The organism is Bacillus cereus group sp. N24 (genome assembly GCF_016483345.1).
Lineage (GTDB): Bacteria > Bacillota > Bacilli > Bacillales > Bacillaceae_G > Bacillus_A > Bacillus_A toyonensis.
Window position 1 is genome coordinate 36,972 of the sequence record NZ_JAEHCA010000022.1, and the last position, 20,326, is coordinate 57,297.

Consider the following 20,326-nt stretch of genomic DNA (forward strand, 5'->3'; position numbering starts at 1 on the left):
TTCAAAATTCGGCGAAAGCAAAGAAGTTAGGTGGGTGATCGACTGCCCGTAAAAGCCCGATTGGTGAAGGCTAATAATCAGTGGGGGATGAAGAAAACGCCCACTGATTAAAGTTTCACTTTATTTCATTATCCCATTGCACATACACTTCCTCAATAAAAAAAGACTATCAAAAAAGACAGTCTTTTACACTTCAATATTTCGCAACATCGTATAAATGTCGTTGTTCACTTTACCAAATGATTTAATGTTATTTTGAATGTTAGATAATAAAACAACATATACACTACCATTTTTACTAAAACCATTTAAACAATTCCAACCTGGCATTACACCGTGATTTGAATAGCTTCCTGGATCTACATACCAGCCAAATCCGTAATCTTTTTTCACGGCAGTAAACATTTGATTATAACTCTCTTTTGAAATTAATTTTCCAGAGAAGAGTGCTTCATTAAATAAATATAAATCATGTGCGCTCGTATATATATCACCACAACCATATAGTTGTGACATACTCGGAATATTAGGTGTTGTCATATTGTTATTCACTATTTTATAACCCGTTGATGGGAATCTTGTTTGTTCCAACGCTGTTCCAAAACCAGAATGTTTCATACCTGCAGTCGCAAAAATATGCTGTTTTATATATTCTTCGAGCGACTGTCCACTTACCTTCTCAGCAATGTAAGCAAGTATAGAATAGTTTGAATCAGAATACTTCCATTTCTCTCCCGGACTCCCAATACGCTTTTGCTTTCCTATTCGTTTAATCAATTCTTCATGAGAAATATCCTCTGTCCCCTGCTCATACTCTGGAATTCCTGATGTATGTGTTAATAGATGTTTTAACTGTATGCTATTACCTTGAGGAAAGTCTGGAATATACTTTGTAACTGTATCCTCTACTTGTAACTTATTTTGATCTTTTAATTGCATAATAGCAGTCGCTACAAACGCTTTTGAAATAGAACCAATATAAAAGGTCGTCTCTGAATTATTCGGCACTTGATTCTCTTTATTAGCCATGCCGTATCCTTTATTCATAAGAACTTTCCCATTCTTCACAATAACAGCTGTTCCACTAAATCCCATGCTCTGTAAATATTGATCCAATTGAGCATTTTCATTAATTTCTTGAGGTGATCCCTCAGCAGGCTTCTCCACAGCTTGCGCTTGCTTCACTTGTTCTTCCTGCCCTGTTTGTTTTTGTGCTTCTTGCTTCTTTTTTTCTTCTTCTTTCTTTTTTAGCTCTTCTTGTTTTTTCATTTCTGCTGCCGCTTTTAAAGTTTCCTCTTTCTTATTATGCGCAACAATTTTTGTATACATGAAATATACAAGTGATAATAGTAAGACGAGAATGATTGTTCTTTTTATGTATACAATCGGCCGACGTGCTTTCCCATTCGCATTATTTTTTTCCTGATCCATGATTGCCTTTTTCCCCTTATTTACCGATAATTCACTTCTAATTTTCACCTGGATTTTGGATAATCTATTCTATAACATCACTACTTTATCACGCACTAGACATATAACCAACCTATATGTACAAAAAAGAAAAAGAAAATTTATAAAAGTAAGATTCTCGTTAAATTTTTAACATAAAAAAGAGGATATCCTCTAAAAACTGATATTATCAGCTTTTTTGGATATCCTCTTATCTAATTATTTATACGTGTTTTTTCATATCATCGGCAACAGACTCAACATTTGTACCTACGATAACTTGTACACTTGTGTTACTTAATTTCATAACACCTTTCGCACCCGCACGTTTTAATGCAGCTTCGTTTACTTGACTAGCATCTTTCACTTGTAAGCGTAGACGTGTTGCACAGTTATCAATAACTGCTAAGTTGTCTTTTCCACCTAAAGCTGCTACGTAAGTTTCACCAATTGAACCTGCAACTGGTGCATCACCCTCTTCAGCTAACTCATCTTCATCTTCACGACCAGGAGTTTTCAAGTCAAACTTCTTAATTAAGAAGTAGAATACTGCAAAGTAAATTGCTGCGTAAATTAAACCGATTCCTGCTAGCAATACTGGTTTTGTTGCAATACCAAAGTTTAAAACGTAATCGATTGCGCCGGCACTAAATGAGAAACCATCATGAATGCCAAGTGTTGTTGTAATGAATAAAGAAAGACCTGTTAATACAGCATGAATACCATATAATACTGGAGATAAGAACATGAATGAGAATTCAATCGGTTCTGTAATACCAGTTAAGAATGAAGTTAATGCTAGACCACCTAACATACCTGTAACCATTTTACGTTTTTCTGGTTTAGCAGCTGCAATCATTGCGAAACATGCTGCTGGTAAACCGAACATCATAATTGGGAAGAAACCAGTCATAAACATACCTGCTGATGGATCTTTTGCAAAGAAGCGTGCAATATCACCATGAACGATATCGCCAGCTGCGTTTGTAAAGTCACCAAGTACAAACCAGAAGTATGTGTTCATTACGTGGTGTAAACCAATTGGAATTAATAAACGGTTTAATAATCCGAATAAACCAGCACCAACTGAACCTAAGTTCACGATACCGTGTGCTACTGCATCAATACCACTTTGAATTGTTGGCCAAATTTGACCGAATACTAATCCTAAAAGCAGCATTACAATTGAAGTAATGATTGGTACAAAACGTTTTCCAGCAAAGAATCCTAACCATTCTGGTAATTTAATCTTATGGAATTTGTTGTATAGTAATCCAGCAACAACCCCAGCAATAATACCACCGAGTATGGCCATATTTATTTTCGGCGTTAACGCCGCTGCTTTTGAAACTTTTGTCATTGTATCCGCTAATTTAGTTGGATCTACTGAACCGACTAAATCTTGAACACTTTTTAATTTATCATTCAGCTCTGCTGCTGAATACGCCTTACTTAGAGCATTCGTTGTATTTTGTAAAACAAGATATCCGATTGCCCCAGCAAGTCCAGCTGCTCCACTACCATCGACAGACAAACCGATTGCAACACCAATTGCAAAAATAAGTGCTAAATTATCAAAAATTGCTGCACCGGCCTGTGCCATAACAGGAATATTAAATACGTCTTCTTGTCCTAAACGAAGCAATAATCCTGCTGCTGGTAGTACGGCAATTGGAAGCATTAGCGCTTTACCAATACGTTGTAAAAACTGCAACATTTTAATTCCCCCTATCAAGTTTATGAAATCGTTATCATTATAAGTACGCCTTAGAAAACGCTTTCTATTTACATAACCATAATAACATATAGTTGTATAGATGTGTAGTTTTTATTTCCGAACTTTTTATGGATAAGTTTTCTATTTCCAAACTGTTATATAAAAGGAAAATTCTCCTTTTTCAATATAGCATAGTCGGAACGAACGACTCACTATAGAACATGTAACTTTCGTTTTATCATTCCACTTTTTCATGTTATTATTTATTTCCGAGCATATCGGGAAAAGTAAACTTAGTTAATTCGAAATAGGAGCGTTGGTACTATGCAGTGCATTGAAACAAACAACTTACAACAGTTGTTAGAACAAGTAAAACCATATACGAAAAAAGGAAAACTTGCTACTTATATCCCCGAACTAGGAAATGCAAATCCAGACGATTTAGGGATTGCCATTTTCCATAAAGAAACAGAATATATCCATGCTGGTAACTCACAGACATTATTTACTCTTCAAAGTATTTCCAAAGTAATTACACTTGCACTTGCCCTTTTAGATCGTGGTGAAGAATATGTATTTTCTAAAGTTGGAATGGAGCCAACTGGTGACCCATTCAATTCTATTATTAAGTTAGAAACGACAAGTCCTTCCAAACCTCTTAATCCAATGATTAATGCGGGAGCATTAGCTATTACAAGCATGTTAGCGGGACAAGATAACGAAGAAAAAATGGAGCGCATTCTTCATTTTGTACGTGAAATAACAGATAATCCTACTATTAATTATTCTTCTAAAGTTGCCAATTCAGAATTAGAGACGGCTTACTTAAATCGTTCACTTTGTTACTATATGAAACAAAATGGAATTATCGATTGTGACATTGAGGAACTTATGGATTTATACACTCGTCAATGTGCAGTTGAAGTAAACTGTATTGATTTAGCACGTATTGGCTTAATTTTTGCAATGGACGGATATGATCCATATAAGAAAAAACAAATTATCCCTAAACATATTACGAAAATCTGTAAAACATTTATGGTTACATGCGGTATGTATAACGAATCTGGTGAATTTGCAATTCGCGTTGGTATCCCTGCAAAAAGTGGTGTAGCTGGAGGTATTTTCGGTTGCGTAAAAGGCGAGATGGGTATCGGCATTTTCGGCCCAGCTTTAGATGCAAACGGAAATAGTATCGCTGGTTTTAAAATTCTTGAACTTCTTTCTGCTCAAGAAGGTTGGAGCATTTTTTAATTGAGCGGTATCCTGCTAATATAGCAGGATTTTTTTACGGAAACTTCATTGTTACTGGTCATCAATATCCTTACAAAAACAGTACTGAAAGTTTCTCTTTATTATGCATATTTGCTCCCCCCTCCTGAATAGTATAGTACAACCTAGCGCTATATGTGGAGGTGTAAAAGATGAAACTAATATTTCAAATGGCGAAACAACCTGTTCTTGAAAAAACAATTGTTCTTTTTATATTGAGTATTGTAGAAAGCTTAAAGCTAAAAGTTGTTTCACTCGACGAAGCTCACCGATACATATTCAATTTAGAAGTACTTGAACTATTAATGGATCGAAACATCGATGATCAAGTACTAGAGCTTATACATTTCGGAATGGGACTCGAAGATATTCATCATGTACTCCCTGAAGAACTTGAGCATAGCATTGAGGAACTAAAATGGCTTTGTATCCAAGTTTTAAGTGAATATAGTATGCACGAGGAATCGGAACAATTAATTGAAGATATACGCTAAGAAGCACCTTTGTAGGTGCTTTTTATGTTTATTAAAAAATAAATATCCGATGTCGATATATGAAATTTATTCAAGTATTTCCGAGGAAATGCTCGAACACTGCCTTTCTATGTTTACAACAACTGATCTATCCCAATAAGAATTAATAATACTCCTGCAATTACCGTCGCCCATTTCCCTAAGTATTCAGCTAAAAATCGTTTTCCTATATATGAAAAGCCACTAATACAAATGAAACTAAACACCCCAGAAATACATGCCGTAAACCACAGATTCAAATTTGTTACTCCAGCATCAAACCCACCTGCAATATTATTAATAGATAATGCCACCCCCAAAACAAGAGCCTCAGAAAAACTAATTGTTTTCGATCCATCAAAATCTGCTTTTTCTGGATCACGTAAAATCCCCAAAAGTACACTACCATCTTTAGATTCTATGGTGTCCTTTTTACTCAAGAAAGGCTGACATAAAATAAACACTCCGATTATCCCTAAAACAATTGCTCCAATCAGGTTTGCTGTAAACTCTGAAATAAATAATGCGATCCAATTCCCCAAAAAACCAGCTAATAAAGTAAATAAAAAACCAAAAAATGCGATGATAAAATTGTTAAACCACGAAATACGAATTTTACGAATGCCATATGCAATCCCAACACCTGCATTATCTAAATTAGAAGCAATTCCGATTAAAAGAATTGAAAATATACCTGCCGTACTCATAAACAGTCACCCCTTTTTCTCACTTCTCAATGCATATTATGAAAATGTTGAGCAACTGTGCCTGTCTGTTTCATATACTTGTAATAAATGCTCAACATTTTTTCAACAATAAAAAGGGGTGCCTTCACTATGCCTAAAGAAAACCCAAACGATCGGCTTGGTAAATTAATCAAAAAGCTTTTAAAAGAACGTGCCTTATCCATGCGCCAACTAGGAATACTTACAAATATTGATCCAGCAACAATCTCAAGAATTATGAATGGTAAACAACAACCAAAACAAAAACATCTACAAAAATTTGCAGAATGTCTGCAAGTTCCGCCTCAATTGTTATTTGATGAAATGTATCCTAATTCTCCTCACATAAATAAAGAAAAGACGGATATGTATACATCTCTTGATACAATTCAGCAAACTTTACAATCCTCTAACTTATTCGACTTCGATTACACAACAACTCGCGTAAAACAAGAACTTGAAACTTATGAACGCTATGCTCAAACAACAGAAGGTGAAAAACGTATTCATGAAAGTTTTTCAAGCAAGTTAGAACAGATTGATAGTGCAGGCCCTTTCATTGAACAATTAACAGATATGTATCAACAATTTTGTAATGAAACCATTTCAAAAGAAGAACGTGCAATTCTTGGGGGTGCATTACTGTATTTCATTTTATCGACCGACATTATCCCCGACTATCTCTTTCCAATTGGCTATTTAGATGATGCAATTGCTGTTGAATTAGCAAAAGAGAAATTAATTGAACTAAAACGAAAGACATAGAAAAATAAAGTAAAACTTTAATCAGTAGGGGTTTTGTTCATCCCCACTGATTATTAGCCTTCACCAATCGGGTTTTTATGGGCCGTTGATCTCCCACCTAACTTCTTTGCTTTCCCTGAATTTTGAGGTGGGGGGCTTACTGCCCGGCGAATAGCGGGATAAAAAACTATTTCAGCTGTTGTTTAAGTTCAACTCTGAAATAGTTCACTAAAAAATCGTACAAGTTGCAGACCCGTACGATTTCAATATACAAATCTATTTTTTCGTATGACACCATTCATATATGAACGCCGTTATTACTTTTGTAAATTCAATTAACTGTTCAACTTCAACTTTCTCATTTACAGAATGGGCCTCTTCTAGTGTACCTGGCCCATAAATAATGGCTGGGATATGAAATTCACTAAACCACCCACCATCCGTTACTGTTGCAGACATATCTAAAATTGCATTTTTAGATAAAATAGATTCATGTACCGTACTAAGAGTTTTTACAGCTACATGTTCACTATCTACTTCTAAAGAAGGAAAAATTTCACCACGATCCACAATCATCGACTCTCCGCCCCACTTAAATTGCGGTGGATTTTCACTTAACCATGGATCAGCATCTGCTACTTTTCTTATATACGCTTCTATTTCTTCTATTATTTGTTCATGCGTTTCGTTTGGATAGAAGTGTACTGTTATCCACAATCGGCACTCATCGGCAATAAACGCCGCATGCCGGCCACCCTCAATAACAGCTGGATTAATTGTTGTTGTTCCAGGTGGATAGCCTTCATACGTTTTCATGACTGCCCAGTGACGCTCCAGTTCTTGTAAGCTTTGCACAATTTTCATCATTTTTTCAATTGCACTCGCTCCAAATAGACGTCCTCCGGCATGAATCATTTGTCTACGTGTTGCATCATGAAACGTTTGCGGGCTTTTCACAGTAATCCATCCAGTAATTACGCCCCCCTGTCCTTGCATATGTAAATTGCTCGTATCCACTACGACTGCAAAATCAGCATCATAACCACGTTTACAACATTGAAGTGTTCCTGCTTCTCCTACTTCTTCTCCAATTACTGATTGAAATATTAGATCACCCGGCAATTCAATTCCCGCTTCTTCTAAAAGCTGAATAGCAAATAAGGATCCAGCTAATCCACCTTTCATATCTGCCGCGCCTCTTCCAACTAACCAGTCGTCTTTTATAAACGGCTCAAACGGATTTGTTTCCCATGCCTCATCTATCGACACTTCAGCTACATCCATATGTCCATTAATAATAAGACTTTTATATGTCCCGCTTTCCGTCCCTTTTTTTACACCAACAACGTTCGGGTCATTCGGATATACATCCCATTTATCAATACTAAAATTTCGTTTTCTTAGAAAATCTGCAACAAATTCTTGTGCTTCATTTGTATTTCTCGCTGGTGGCGCTGGTGTTTCAAAACGAATTAATGTTTTTGTAAGTTCGAGCAATTCCTCTTTCCTTGAATCTATTTGTTTTAACAACTGCGAAATTTCTGGATTCATCGCTAATTCCCCTTTGCATACGTAGTATGTTTCCAGCTTTATTTTCACAAAAAAAGAGACTGTTTACAATTTTACAGTCTCTAAATGACTCACTATTATAAAGTGAAACCATAATCAGTGGGGAGGTTCATCCCCCACTGATTATTAGCCTTCACCAATCGGGCGTTTACGGGCAGTTTATCTCCAGCCGAATTTTGAAGTGGAGTTTTACTGCCCGTTAATGCGGGGTAAACTTTCTAATTCAGTTGTGTTTGTCTTTTCAATATGTTCTACGCTACTTCTCTTATTTCTGGTAGCGCGATAAAACAGTAAACAAACAATCATAAATGGAATACCACAATATAAAGCCATTCTTTGTTCTGGAATAAAAGCCATGCCAACAATTACTGTTAAATTTAATACTAACGCAAGAAGTGGAACAAATGGATACAATGGTGTTTTAAATTTCAAATCCTTAATATTCCCGCCCTGCTTTACGTATGTCCTTCTAGCTAATAAGTTAGATAAAGCAATCGATGCCCAAACTAATATTGCTCCGAACCCTGCAATTGAAAGAAGCCATAAATAAACTGTATCTTCCGCATAAATACCTGATAATAATGAGAGGCATCCTACAATCGTGCTTACAATCAACGCATAAATAGGAACACCGTTTTTAGATAACTTACCAAAAATCGGGCTAATCATTCCTTGATTAGACATAGACCATAGCATACGGGAAGTTGCATATAATCCTGAATTCGCAACCGATAATACCGCTGTAATAATAACAAAATTTATAATATCAGCCGCATAAGGAATACCAATTTTATCAAATACGACTACAAATGGACTTTCTATTACGCCTGCTTGCTGCCAAGGAAATAGTCCTGCAAGAATAAAAATAGATAGTACAAAGAAAACGAGTATGCGCCAAACTGTATTATTAATTGCCTTCGGGATCGTTTTCTCTGGATTTTCACTCTCACCAGCTGCAATTCCAACTAGTTCTGTTCCTTGGAAAGCAAAATTAACTGCAATCATTGTAATTAAAATTGCTGATAATCCATTTGGAAACAACCCTCCATAATCAGTAAAACTAGAAAACATCGGTGCTGGTTCATTTCCTTTCATATCTAGAAAACCGAACATCGCTGCCCCGCCCAAAATAATAAATGCAATGATTGTAATTACTTTAATACTTGCAAACCAAAATTCAACTTCCGCAAAACTTCTTGAAGATAACGCATTAATAGCAAAGAGCAGTACTGCGAACACTACACACCAAATCCATGACGGTACATCGGGAAACCAGCGTTTCATCAAAATACTAACTGCAATTAATTCAATGCCTATCGTAGCAGACCAGTTTAGCCACGACATCCAGCCGACTACATAACCCGCTGCAGGCGAAATGTGCTTTGTTGCATACGTTTGATAAGATCCTGCATCAGGCATTGCAACCGCTAACTCTCCTAGACAGAGCATCGTTAAATACATAACAAACCCGCCAACAAGATACGCTACAATCGCTCCTCCAGGTCCAGCTTCATGAATTGTATAACCAGATCCTAAAAAAAGACCCGTACCAATAACCCCTCCGAGTGCAATCATAAATATGTGCCGACTTTTCAACTCCCTTTTTAATCCCTGGCTTTGATCCATCACATAAATCCCCCCTTTTCATTTTTTAAAACCCATTAATTGTAAACGCTTTTAAAATTCTTCATTGTAAAATTAATTATTAAAAAGTGCAAAATACATATCACTTATATTAATCACTACCTGTTATTAAAAGGTCATCCCTTACTGTTATTAATAGTTTTTGATCAGCGATAGCTTGTCCTTCTACCACTTCTAAAGATTCGATATAACCACTGATGCCTACCTTAATTTCTACTTTCTGTTTATCTATCGTTTCAATTAACGCTAATTTCTCCCACTCATATACGTAAGAACTTTCAGTAACAAATAATTTCTCTACTTTCCCATAACAAGGACTATACACGCCTTCTATAACCGTCTTCACTTAATAAATTCCTCCTCTTAATTAATTTGCACTGAAATGTCGCATACCCTATGAAAAGTTCTAATTCATCCACTCCTTCCATTTAAAGATTTCAATTATTATTTATGCAAGATACGTACCAACCTCAATATCTATATAAAAATTAAGATTTCGTACAAAAAAATCTACATAACCGCAAAATTTTTCTATCATTTAAAAAGTTTTGAAAGAAAATAGCAAAAAAATTTTGCGATTTTATGAGAATTTTAATAAAATTATAAAAAGTCAGTCTTCATAGGGTAAAACGAGGAGAAGATGATACATGCATACAGAAGAAATTAATTTTAAACAAATTATTGAAATGAATGCGCTATATGAAGCTTTACTCAATGAACTCGATATCGGGATTCATATTATTAATGAGGAAAGTAAAACGATTATCTATAACCGTAAAATGATGGAAATTGAATCAATGGACCGCTTAGATGTGCTATATAAAAGTCCCTTAGAGGTATTTGCATTTGAAGAAAATAAAAATAGTACTCTTATAGAGGCATTAAAATTTGGAAAAACAAAAAAAAATATAAAACAAACGTATTTTAACAATAAAGGGCAAGAAATTACGACGATTAACGATACTTTCCCTATAATAGAAAATGGAAAAATTAAAGGCGCTATTGAAATTTCAAAAGAGATTAGTCACTTAAAGCAACCAATAAAAATGAGCCCTTCTCGAAAACAAAATACTAAATTCACCTTTGACCACATAATTGGTGATTCTGGAGCCATTCAATCAATCATTGCAGAAGGAAAGAGGGTAATTCGTACATCCTCATCTATACTTCTTGTAGGAGAAACAGGGACTGGCAAAGAACTATTTGCACAAAGTATACATAATGAAAGTCAGCGTTCAACAAAACCGTTTATTTCACAAAATTGTGCAGCTATACCTGATACCCTAATGGAAAGCTTATTATTTGGTACGAATCGAGGTGCCTTTACAGGAGCAATAGATAAATCTGGTTTATTTGAAGAAGCAAATGGCGGGACTTTGTTGTTAGATGAAATCAACTCATTAAGCCCAACGCTTCAAGCTAAGTTACTACGGGCTATACAAGAAAAAACAATACGAAGAATTGGAGGTGCACAAGAAAAAGAAATTGATGTTCGTATTATAGCAACTATTAATGAAGACCCTCTTGAAGCTATTGCACACAATCGGTTAAGAGAAGATTTATATTACCGATTAAGTGTCGTTACTTTATGTCTTCCACCTTTACGGGAACGAAAAGAAGATATTCCAGCTCTTGTTCAGCACTTTATCGAAAAGTACAATATTCAATTCGGGCTCAGCGTAACGGATGTAGATGTACATGTAAGAGAATTCTTTTATGTATACGATTGGCCCGGAAACGTACGAGAATTGGAACATATAATTGAAGGTTCAATGAACTTAATAGAAGATGAAAATATCATTACAGTGTTTCATATACCCACTCGCTTTCGCGAACGAATAAAAAAAGAATTCAATATGCAACCTTCACTAACTAATTACAATACTGATACACCTAAAACTTTAAAGCACACGATAGAAGAAATAGAAAAGAACTACATCACTCAAATTCTTAAAAAGAATAATGGTAATATCTCACAAGCAGCAAAATTTTTAGGATTGAGTAGACAAAACTTACAATATCGAATTAAAAAACTTCATTTACAAATATGAAATGAACCTTTCTCCAATCGCAGAAAATTGGTAAAATATGTTGTACTAAACATATAACATGCTAGAAAGGGGCGATATATATGAGTAATGATAAAAAATTAAAGTTAATACAATACTTATACTTTTTCCCTACCATGCTCTGTATGATGTTATTCATTAATGCCGATGTAAGCAGCTCTCCTTATGCAAAGCTATTAGGAACAATTTTCGGCTCCTTTGCAGCTATTATGCTTGCTGCTTTTTGGAATTTGAAAATACGTATTAAGAAAGAGAAATCTTCTTAACAGCAAAACATAAAAAATCGAGCCTACACAGCTCGATTTTTTACTGATTATTAAAACTCAACACTCTCCAAATACAAACCACTTGCCTCAGCAAGACAATTAATTTGATTGCGCTGCTTTTCTTCTAAAATATTTGGAATTGCGTCAGCATCTAGTTGTCCTAATCCAACCTCAATTAATGCTCCAACAATTTTTCGCACCATATTATGAAGGAAGCCGTTACCACTTACTCTAATTTGTACAAATCCTGCCTCTTCAGAAACCTCAAGCATATATACTTCTCGAACCATAGACTTTTTCTTAGACTTTGCATTTGAAAAAGCAGTAAAATCATGTGAACCAACTAAATGTTTCGCAGCTTTTTTCATGCTTTCCACATTTAATTTTTTATTCACGTGCATGCTGTGTTTACGCATAAATGGGTTCGTATGCTCTTCATTCCAAATTTTATATAGATATGTTTTCGCCTTAGAGTTGTAACGAGCATGGAAACGATCTGGCACTTCTTCTACATTTGTAATACTAATATCATTTGGTAAATATTGATTTAAATACTTTTTCACTTTATGTTCCACTAACTTCTCATCACTCTTAAAGTTAGCCACTTGATTCAAAGCGTGTACACCAGCATCCGTTCTACTACAGCCGATAATTTCAATTTCTTTCCCGACCATTTCAGATATGACACTCTCAATTTTCCCTTGAATCGTATTATCATTATTACCGAGACGTTGCCACCCTTTATAACGCGCACCGTCATACTGAATCGTTAATTTATAATTGTGCATAGTATTCTCCTTCATAGAAAATATTCCCTCATATCGTGAGGGAATATGAATAAACTTTATTTTTTAACAAGTCTTACTACATTTTCTACATGAGCTGTATGCGGGAACATATCAACTGGCTGCACATATTCCACTTCATAACTCTTCATTAATGCATTCACATCACGTGCTAGCGATGAAGGATTACAAGATACGTACACAACTCGTTTCGGCTGTACTTTTAAAATTGTTTCCAATAATTTATCATCGCAACCTGTACGTGGTGGATCGACAACAATTACATCTGGACGCCATCCTTCTTTTACCCACTTTGGTAACCATTGTTCAGCTTTACCTGCTTCATACTTCGTGTTTGTAAATCCGTGACGTTTCGCATTTTTTCTTGCGTCTGCAATCGCTTCTGGAATTACATCCATACCACGTACTTCCGCTGCATCATTCGCAAGCCAAAGACCAATTGTACCAACACCACAGTACGCATCTACAATTTTCTCATTCCCTGTTAAAGCAGCTGCTTTTTTCGCTTCATCATATAAAACAACCGTTTGCTCTGGATTCAGTTGGAAGAATGCACGTGCTGATAATTCAAATGATAAATCACCAAGTGTTTCTTGAATTACTTCTTTTCCAGCTAATTTAAATGTTTTGTCGCCAAAAATAACAGATGTTTTACGCCAGTTTACGTTTTGCATAATTGATTTAACAGCTGGCATCTGTTTTTGTACTTCTGCAATAAATTGTTCTTTATTTGGCAGTTCTTCTTTTGTTGTAATAAGTGTAACTTGTACTTCCCCTGTTTGAACTGCAGTACGTGTTACAATTGTGCGTACTAAACCTTTTTGTTTTTTCTCATTGTAAATAGAAACATTTAATTTTTCTAATATGCGTCTTACAACTTTTGTCGCTTCATTCGTTGCTTTATGTTGAATCATACAATGGGCAATATCAATTAACTGATGTGAGTTTTGTTTATATAACCCTGTAATAACCTTCTCATCTTTGCGCCCCACTTGTAATTGACTCTTATTACGATAATGCCATGGATTTTCCATGCCAAGCGTCGGACGAATTTTCTCTTCCAAAGTGTTATTCATGTACTTCTCAAATGCTTGTACAACGATATCACGTTTTTGATTTAATTGTTCTTTATAATCTAAATGTTGTAGCTGACAGCCACCGCACTCCTCATATACTGGACATGGCGCTTTCACACGATGTGGTGAAGCTTTACGAACCTTTTTCACTTTCGCTTCAGCGAAGCCACGCTGAATTTTCGTTGTCTCAGCAACGACTTCTTCTCCTGGTAATGCCCCTGGAATGAAAACAACTTGTCTCTTAAAATAACCAACGCCTTCTCCGTTAATCCCAAGACGTTTAATTGTCACAGGAAACGTTTGACCAACTTCCAACTTACTCTCATGTTGCTTTTGTATCATGATTACACCTCTACTCTATACTTTTCCATAAATATAACGCTGCATAACTGCAGTATGGTTCACACTCTTGTTTCACGTTTTCTAAAAATGCATCATCCGGTTTATCATCTAATTGAAATACACCTTGCACAGCACGCTGAATCCCAATGTCCGCTTTCGGAAACATATTTTTCCGCCCAAGCCCAAACATTAAAAAGTTTTGCACTGTCCATGCACCAATCCCCCTGATTGGTAACAATTGTGCTGAAACCTCTTCTTCCGTCTTGGTTTCTATACTCGCTAAATCTAATGTACCATGGGCAATACGTTCTGCTAATCCTACTATATATTCAGCCTTCCGCTGACTAAACTTCTGCTCTCTCAATTCTTCTATTGAAATATTTGCTACTATTTCCGGAGTGGGGAAAAAGAATACACCGTTCTTCTCTGTTCCATACCGTTTCACAAATTGTTCTGTTAGCACAGTAGCAAATTTCAAGTTTATTTGTTGATGAATGATACAGCGAAGAAGACACGCGAAATAATCGAATTCTAAAATAATTGGAGTATAAGCATACATCTCAAATAGTGGACGTAATGATGTGCTTAAAAAATGATTTTGTATATCTTGAAACGGATCATCCCAATGAAAAATGGCCCTCATTCGTTTCATTACCTTCTCCGGATTCCCTGCCTGACTAGAAATCCAAAACTGTGGATTTTGAACAGTACCAATCCCTTGCAAGCGAACAACAACCTGTTCCTCGTCTATACAAAGCGGGACATAAATGACTTTCTCATCTAATTGAATGACGTTGAGAGGATTAAAAGATAAACGTTTTAATACTTCTTCAAAATGATACGGATACTCTAACGTAACATGTTCGCTCCACATACGTTTCCCCATCCTTTTTACACATCATTATAGCATGAGAAAACCGCAAGCATACATGCTTACGGTTGATTGCTTTTCACTAAGTCATCTAGACTTTTAAAATGATACCCTTTCTCGCGCAAATCATCAATGATTTTCGCAAGTGCTTCTGCATTATCTTTTGATATTGCATGAAGTAATAAAACAGATCCTGGATGAATCATCGTCATTACATTGTTATGCGCATATTGCCATCCTCTTTGCTGATCCACCTTCCAATCCAAAAATGCAAGTGACCAAAATACATTATAGTAGCCCATTTCTTTCGTAAGAGCTAATGTTCTTTCACTAAATACGCCGCGCGGAGGACGTACATATTTCACTTCTTTTTGTCCTGTTACTTTTTTTATTTCCTCTGTTACACTCGTTAACTCTTCACGAAGTTTTGCATCGTTTACTGCTGTAAAATCAGGATGACTCCAAGAATGATTCCCAATAATATGCCCTTCATTTTTCATTCGTAACAACAAATCTTTTTGGGTTTTAATATAATGCCCTGTTACAAAGAAAGTGGCTGGTACCTTCTTCTCTTTTAATACATCTAAAATCTGGCCTGTATAACCATTTTCATATCCATTATCAAATGTTAAATAAATATCTTTTTTCTTCGTATCCCCTAAATAAAATCCGCCATTTTTTTGTAGCAATTCTGTATAAAGTTTCCCTGCATCTGGTACTATTTCATTTTTAGGACGCGGAATTCCCCAGTTATGTGGAGTGTTTGTATAAGCCAATGTTGAAACTGGAACAAGTGCCATCATAATTGAAAAAATGAGACCTATATATAACCATTTATATTTCATAAATAGTCTCCTTTCCATATATAATCGTACCTGTAGTTTCTGTTTCCCTGCTTTCTTTCATGCTGAACATGTTTTTCTATATATACCAAAAAAATGCACCTCGAATCATTCGAGGTGCATTTTTGTTTACTTAAATACTGGCTCTTTAAAGCTCGCTAATTTTTCAAGCGATGTTTTATCAACATCGGCATGCAAACTATTGCCATGAGAGTCCATCGTTACAACTGCTTTAAAACCTTCAATGCGTAAATGCCACATTGCTTCTGGAATACCAAATTGTAAGAAATCAACATCTTTCACTTCTTTAATACATTCCGCATAATATTGCGCCGCACCACCAATTGCGTTTAAGTACACGCCGCCGTGTTCTTCTAATGCTGCTAATGTTTTTGCACCCATGCCGCCTTTACCAATTACAGCACGAATACCAAATTTCTTCATAATATCCCCTTGGTATGGCTCTTCACGAATACTTGTCGTTGGTCCTGCTGCTTTAATTTTCCAATTGTCATTCTCGTCTTTCACTACAACTGGACCACAGTGATAAATAACTTGTCCATTTAAGTCTACTGGACAATCGTTATCCATTAAATGTTTATGGATTGCATCACGACCTGTATACATCATGCCATTAATTGTTACAACATCACCAACGCGAAGTTCACGAATTTGCTCTTCTGTAATTGGTGCTTGCAATACAATTTCACGTTGCTCTGTTTTTTCTTGCACTTCTTGCTCCAGTGTATCGTCGCCTTCTTGATATAGCCAATCCATAATTTCTCCTGTTTCAGGATGGATTTTTACACCAAGGCGGCGATATGCCCAACAATTATACGCAACAGATACGTAGAAGCTAGCTGGCAGGCGATTATATACGCCAATTTTACAACCAAGTAAAGTTGTTTCTCCGCCGAATCCCATCGTACCAATGCCAAGCTTATTCGCATTTTCTAATACATATTCTTCAAGTTTTTGTAACTCTGGTACAGGATTGATGTCATCTAATGTACGGAATAATTGATTTTTCGCTAATTCGTAACCTGATGTTCGGTCTCCCCCGATACCAACACCAATTACACCTGCACTACATCCTTGACCTTGTGCTTGATATACAGCATGAAGAAGGCATTTACGAATTCCTTCTAAATCACGGCCTGCGCGTCCAAGTCCTTCTAATTCACACGGTAAGCTATATTGAATATTTTTATTCTCACAACCGCCGCCCTTTAAAATTAAACGTGCATCAATATAATCTTTTTCCCATTGCTCAAACTTAATAACTGGTGTACCTGGTCCTAAATTGTTTCCACTATTGTCTCCAAAAAGAGAATCAACAGAGTTGGGACGAAGTTTACCATCTTTTGTCGCCCGCTCAAGCACACTATAGATAGCTTCCTTCAGTTTTAATTGATTCACACCAACTGGTGTATAAATTTTAAAAGTTGGCATCCCTGTATCTTGGCAAATCGGCGAGATGTTATCATCTGCCATTTTAATGTTATTCGTAATTGTGCCAAGTGCCATCGCTGAACGAGTCCCTGCGTTTTCTCGCTCTTTCGCTTGTTGAATCGCACGACGAACATCTTTCGGTAAGTTCGTTGACGTTTCAACAACTAGTTGATACATGCTTTCTTGAAGCTTTTCCATTGTTACTTCCCCCTCAATTGTGAACGCTACCAAAACGTTACGAGATGAAAATTCCATCGTTATACTCTTCAGCCCTTTATTTATCCCGCATGAACGGGCAGTAACACTCCCACCTCGAAATTTGACTAGAGCAAAGAAGTTAGGTTGGAGCCCTGCTGCCCGTAAACGCCCGATTGGTGAAGGCTAATAATCAGTGGGGAATAAACTTCCCCACTGATTAAAGTTTCACTTTATTTCATGCTATTAAAGTATAAATGAGATTTTTCACAACTTGATTATACCTTTTTTTCTATATTCCTTCTATTATCCGTACAGAAAAAGGCTACCAATTTTGTATTGGCAGCCTTTTTAATATATTATTCGTCTTTTTTAAATTGCTCACATTTTAATTCTAATTCATCTAACATCGCAAGAAGACGATCTACATCTTCTAACTCTACTTCTTCAGGTTCAATTGTATCAATTACTTCAATGAACATATTTAAACGCTCTTTTAAATATACTAATTGTGTATCTTTATCTTGAATTGCTTTTCCCATGAAGGCACTCTCCTTTTAATTCGAGTTGCTTTTATTATACCGCAAAAATGATTGCTATGGGCATGAAATTTCATCAATTTTGTCACGATTATCCGCTATAATGTAAGCCCTCTCTCTTTTTCCGCTAAAAAGTTTCACTTTATAAAAAGTACATATTCTTCTATTATAGAGAATGGACAAATTGTTATTTCAATAGTCAAAGGAGTATTTCATATGACGATATCACAAAAAATGAAGCCGATTACTCCTTCTTACGATCCATGGGAAGCGTATATGGACCTTGAAGAGTACGGCAAACTACTATTAACAAACGTTGAGTTTACAACGACAACGTTATGCAATATGCGTTGCGAGCATTGTGCTGTTGGTTACACATTACAGCCGAAAGATCCAAATCCGCTTCCGATGGAGCTTTTATTAAAACGATTAGATGAGATTCCTCATTTACGTTCTTTAAGTATTACTGGCGGAGAACCTATGCTTTCAAAGAAATCCGTCGACAACTATGTAACACCACTCTTAAAATACGCTCATGAACGAGGCGTTCGCACTCAAATCAACTCAAACTTAACTATAGATTTAGCACGTTACGAACAAATTATTCCTTATTTAGATGTGCTGCATATTTCTCATAACTGGGGAACAATTGATGACTTCGTTGAAGGCGGATTTGCAATGATGGAGCGTAAACCTACTTATGAACAACGTGCAAAATTATTCGAACGAATGATTACCAATAGTAAAGCTCTATCCGATGCAGGTGTACTCGTATCAGCCGAAACGATGTTAAACAAAAGAACTCTACCACACATTGAACATATTCATCGTCAAATCGTTGAGGAAATGGGTTGTAAACGTCATGAAGTGCACCCGATGTATCCAAGTGACTTCGCTAGCACACTTGAAATTTTAACAAAAGACGAAATTCGAAAAGCTATTGAACATTTATTAGAAATTCGTGACGAAAATGTATGGATGTTATTTGGAACATTACCTTTCTATGCATGTAGTGATGATGAACGCGATTTAGCTACATTTAAGAAATTACATGAAAGTAAAAATGTAACTGTACGTAATGATCCAGATGGCCGTTCTCGTTTAAATGTAAACATTTTCGATGGAAATATTATTGTGACGGACTTTGGTGATGTTCCGCTTCTAGGAAACATACAAACAAATACATTACAAGAAGCATATGAGAAATGGAGCGCTTCAAAAACAGCAAAATCATTAAGCTGTCATTGCCCTGCGGTGAAATGTCTTGGACCGAATGTTCTTGTAAAAAACAGCTACTATCCAACAGAAGATTTCTTATCAAAAAAATCAAACCTTATGTTATAAATAAAAACGTCAGCTTATATGGGCTGACGTTTTTTTATTTCATTGCGCATGCGACGAGGAAATAAATTTAAAAAACAAATGATCATGAATTGGAATAGCTGCTCCAATTCCTTGAGAGGTAACATTTTTTACAACAAGTCTTTTTTGATTTCCTTTTAAAACAAGGTACACTTCTCCAAACGTTACTTTTCCTTTTTCATTTACTGCTGGCGTATAAGCATATAAATATCCAAGTTGACTCGGACTAATATTATACACACGCTCATGTCCTGTACCATAACCAATGGTCGTTTTAAATGAAAGTGGCAACTGTACTTTTTCAAGCGCTTTTAGCAGCATCATTTTTTTCACATCTGTAGCATCTTTCATATCTGCTGTTAAATCGCCTTCAATCGTCTTTTGAGTTTCTTGCTTATAACGAAGTGGATATAAGCGATCTCCTCCTCGATTATCGTACACATTACGATTCACTTGTTTATATTCCCAATTAATCGATGTATCTACCGATTCATAATTTAAAGCCCATTGACCTAAATAAATTTTTGCGCGGTACCCTACTGCAAGCGGTGCATTTGAAATTGTCGTTTCATTAAACATCCGAATTAAGTCCGGATTTTCAATTTTAATATTTGCTGTTTTCAATAGTTCTTGAGCAAATTTACTAGGCTGTAAGCGCGGCAAATCTTGCGCATCGTTTGGAAACGTATTGTCTTTTGAAATATTTAAAACAGATGAAGGCATTTTTGTTTCTACCGTTGTCTTTGCAAAACTACTGTTAGGAAATAATAAAATAAACGAGACCATGGTTGAAAGACATATGCTGTATACTCGTTTCACCTGTCTGGCTCCTTCCTACATAAAGGTATATATACTACTTTGTTTATTGTTTTCT

At 35.9% G+C, this 20,326-nt stretch carries 19 protein-coding genes; 6 read left to right on the plus strand and 13 right to left on the minus strand.

What is annotated here, in order from left to right; translation table 11 throughout:
• Positions 1-186: 186 nt before the first annotated feature.
• Both JDS95_RS23900 and nagE read right to left on the minus strand, forming a co-directional pair.
• Entirely contained in the window at positions 187-1,431 is a 1,245-nt protein-coding gene (locus JDS95_RS23900; RefSeq protein ID WP_000371823.1) for a serine hydrolase domain-containing protein, read from the minus strand.
• Positions 1,432-1,672: 241 nt separating this feature from the next.
• The gene (nagE, locus tag JDS95_RS23905) at positions 1,673-3,166 is read right to left on the minus strand and encodes an N-acetylglucosamine-specific PTS transporter subunit IIBC (RefSeq protein WP_000938878.1); all 1,494 of its coding nucleotides are present in this window, start codon (positions 3,164-3,166) and stop codon (positions 1,673-1,675) included.
• A 324-nt stretch (positions 3,167-3,490) separates the two neighbouring features.
• Between nagE and glsA the strand changes: the two genes are divergently transcribed.
• Together glsA and JDS95_RS23915 are read left to right on the plus strand one after the other, a co-directional pair.
• A complete protein-coding gene (glsA, locus tag JDS95_RS23910) occupies positions 3,491-4,420 on the plus strand; it encodes a glutaminase A (RefSeq protein ID WP_001149858.1) in 930 nt (309 codons plus the stop codon).
• A gap of 170 nt (positions 4,421-4,590) precedes the next feature.
• Positions 4,591-4,932, plus strand: a complete 342-nt coding sequence (locus JDS95_RS23915) for a DUF3969 family protein (RefSeq protein WP_000766598.1) — start codon at positions 4,591-4,593, stop codon at positions 4,930-4,932.
• A gap of 113 nt (positions 4,933-5,045) precedes the next feature.
• Here the strand turns inward: JDS95_RS23915 and ytaF are convergent, their stop codons facing one another.
• Positions 5,046-5,657, minus strand: coding sequence for a sporulation membrane protein YtaF (gene ytaF, locus JDS95_RS23920; RefSeq protein ID WP_000100714.1), 612 nt, complete (start codon positions 5,655-5,657; stop codon positions 5,046-5,048).
• Positions 5,658-5,786: 129 nt separating this feature from the next.
• Here ytaF and JDS95_RS23925 point away from each other — a divergent pair, with 129 nt between their 5' ends.
• Positions 5,787-6,440: a DUF1232 domain-containing protein gene (locus JDS95_RS23925; RefSeq protein ID WP_001123713.1), complete on the plus strand. Its 654-nt coding sequence runs from the start codon at positions 5,787-5,789 to the stop codon at positions 6,438-6,440.
• 255 nt (positions 6,441-6,695) lie between these two features.
• On the opposite strand, the gene JDS95_RS23930 is transcribed toward JDS95_RS23925, so the two are convergent.
• The 3 genes from JDS95_RS23930 to JDS95_RS23940 all read right to left on the minus strand — a co-directional run bounded on the left by JDS95_RS23930 (position 6,696) and on the right by JDS95_RS23940 (position 9,978).
• Entirely contained in the window at positions 6,696-8,018 is a 1,323-nt protein-coding gene (locus JDS95_RS23930; RefSeq protein ID WP_002042575.1) for an acetylornithine deacetylase, read from the minus strand.
• A gap of 159 nt (positions 8,019-8,177) precedes the next feature.
• The gene (locus JDS95_RS23935) at positions 8,178-9,617 is read right to left on the minus strand and encodes an amino acid permease (protein ID WP_085451191.1); all 1,440 of its coding nucleotides are present in this window, start codon (positions 9,615-9,617) and stop codon (positions 8,178-8,180) included.
• A gap of 106 nt (positions 9,618-9,723) precedes the next feature.
• Positions 9,724-9,978, minus strand: coding sequence for a biotin/lipoyl attachment domain-containing protein (locus JDS95_RS23940; RefSeq protein ID WP_000859494.1), 255 nt, complete (start codon positions 9,976-9,978; stop codon positions 9,724-9,726).
• Between the two features lie 301 nt (positions 9,979-10,279).
• Here JDS95_RS23940 and JDS95_RS23945 point away from each other — a divergent pair, with 301 nt between their 5' ends.
• The gene (locus JDS95_RS23945) at positions 10,280-11,683 is read left to right on the plus strand and encodes a sigma-54 interaction domain-containing protein (RefSeq protein ID WP_000556684.1); all 1,404 of its coding nucleotides are present in this window, start codon (positions 10,280-10,282) and stop codon (positions 11,681-11,683) included.
• Between the two features lie 80 nt (positions 11,684-11,763).
• A complete protein-coding gene (locus tag JDS95_RS23950; RefSeq protein ID WP_016107471.1) occupies positions 11,764-11,967 on the plus strand; it encodes a hypothetical protein in 204 nt (67 codons plus the stop codon).
• A 50-nt stretch (positions 11,968-12,017) separates the two neighbouring features.
• Here the strand turns inward: JDS95_RS23950 and truA are convergent, their stop codons facing one another.
• The 6 genes from truA to JDS95_RS23980 form a co-directional block, all read right to left on the minus strand.
• Positions 12,018-12,755: a tRNA pseudouridine(38-40) synthase TruA gene (truA, locus tag JDS95_RS23955; RefSeq protein ID WP_000553125.1), complete on the minus strand. Its 738-nt coding sequence runs from the start codon at positions 12,753-12,755 to the stop codon at positions 12,018-12,020.
• A 56-nt stretch (positions 12,756-12,811) separates the two neighbouring features.
• Complete coding sequence (rlmD, locus tag JDS95_RS23960) at positions 12,812-14,191, minus strand: 23S rRNA (uracil(1939)-C(5))-methyltransferase RlmD (protein WP_000615220.1); 1,380 nt, start codon at positions 14,189-14,191, stop codon at positions 12,812-12,814.
• Between the two features lie 10 nt (positions 14,192-14,201).
• On the minus strand, positions 14,202-15,065 hold the full coding sequence (locus tag JDS95_RS23965) for a DNA-3-methyladenine glycosylase family protein (RefSeq protein WP_199690819.1): 864 nt from the start codon (positions 15,063-15,065) through the stop codon (positions 14,202-14,204).
• A 59-nt stretch (positions 15,066-15,124) separates the two neighbouring features.
• A complete protein-coding gene (gene pdaA / locus JDS95_RS23970; RefSeq protein WP_000875966.1) occupies positions 15,125-15,907 on the minus strand; it encodes a delta-lactam-biosynthetic de-N-acetylase in 783 nt (260 codons plus the stop codon).
• A gap of 126 nt (positions 15,908-16,033) precedes the next feature.
• On the minus strand, positions 16,034-17,554 hold the full coding sequence (gene fumA / locus JDS95_RS23975; RefSeq protein WP_000413544.1) for a class I fumarate hydratase: 1,521 nt from the start codon (positions 17,552-17,554) through the stop codon (positions 16,034-16,036).
• 356 nt (positions 17,555-17,910) lie between these two features.
• A complete protein-coding gene (locus JDS95_RS23980) occupies positions 17,911-18,093 on the minus strand; it encodes an SE1561 family protein (protein WP_000513558.1) in 183 nt (60 codons plus the stop codon).
• A 213-nt stretch (positions 18,094-18,306) separates the two neighbouring features.
• Between JDS95_RS23980 and yfkAB the strand changes: the two genes are divergently transcribed.
• Complete coding sequence (yfkAB, locus tag JDS95_RS23985; RefSeq protein WP_000156031.1) at positions 18,307-19,434, plus strand: radical SAM/CxCxxxxC motif protein YfkAB; 1,128 nt, start codon at positions 18,307-18,309, stop codon at positions 19,432-19,434.
• 39 nt (positions 19,435-19,473) lie between these two features.
• Here the strand turns inward: yfkAB and JDS95_RS23990 are convergent, their stop codons facing one another.
• Positions 19,474-20,271 (minus strand): YfkD famly protein, encoded by a 798-nt coding sequence (locus JDS95_RS23990; RefSeq protein ID WP_002175969.1) that lies wholly within the window; start codon positions 20,269-20,271, stop codon positions 19,474-19,476.
• Positions 20,272-20,326: the final 55 nt, after the last annotated feature.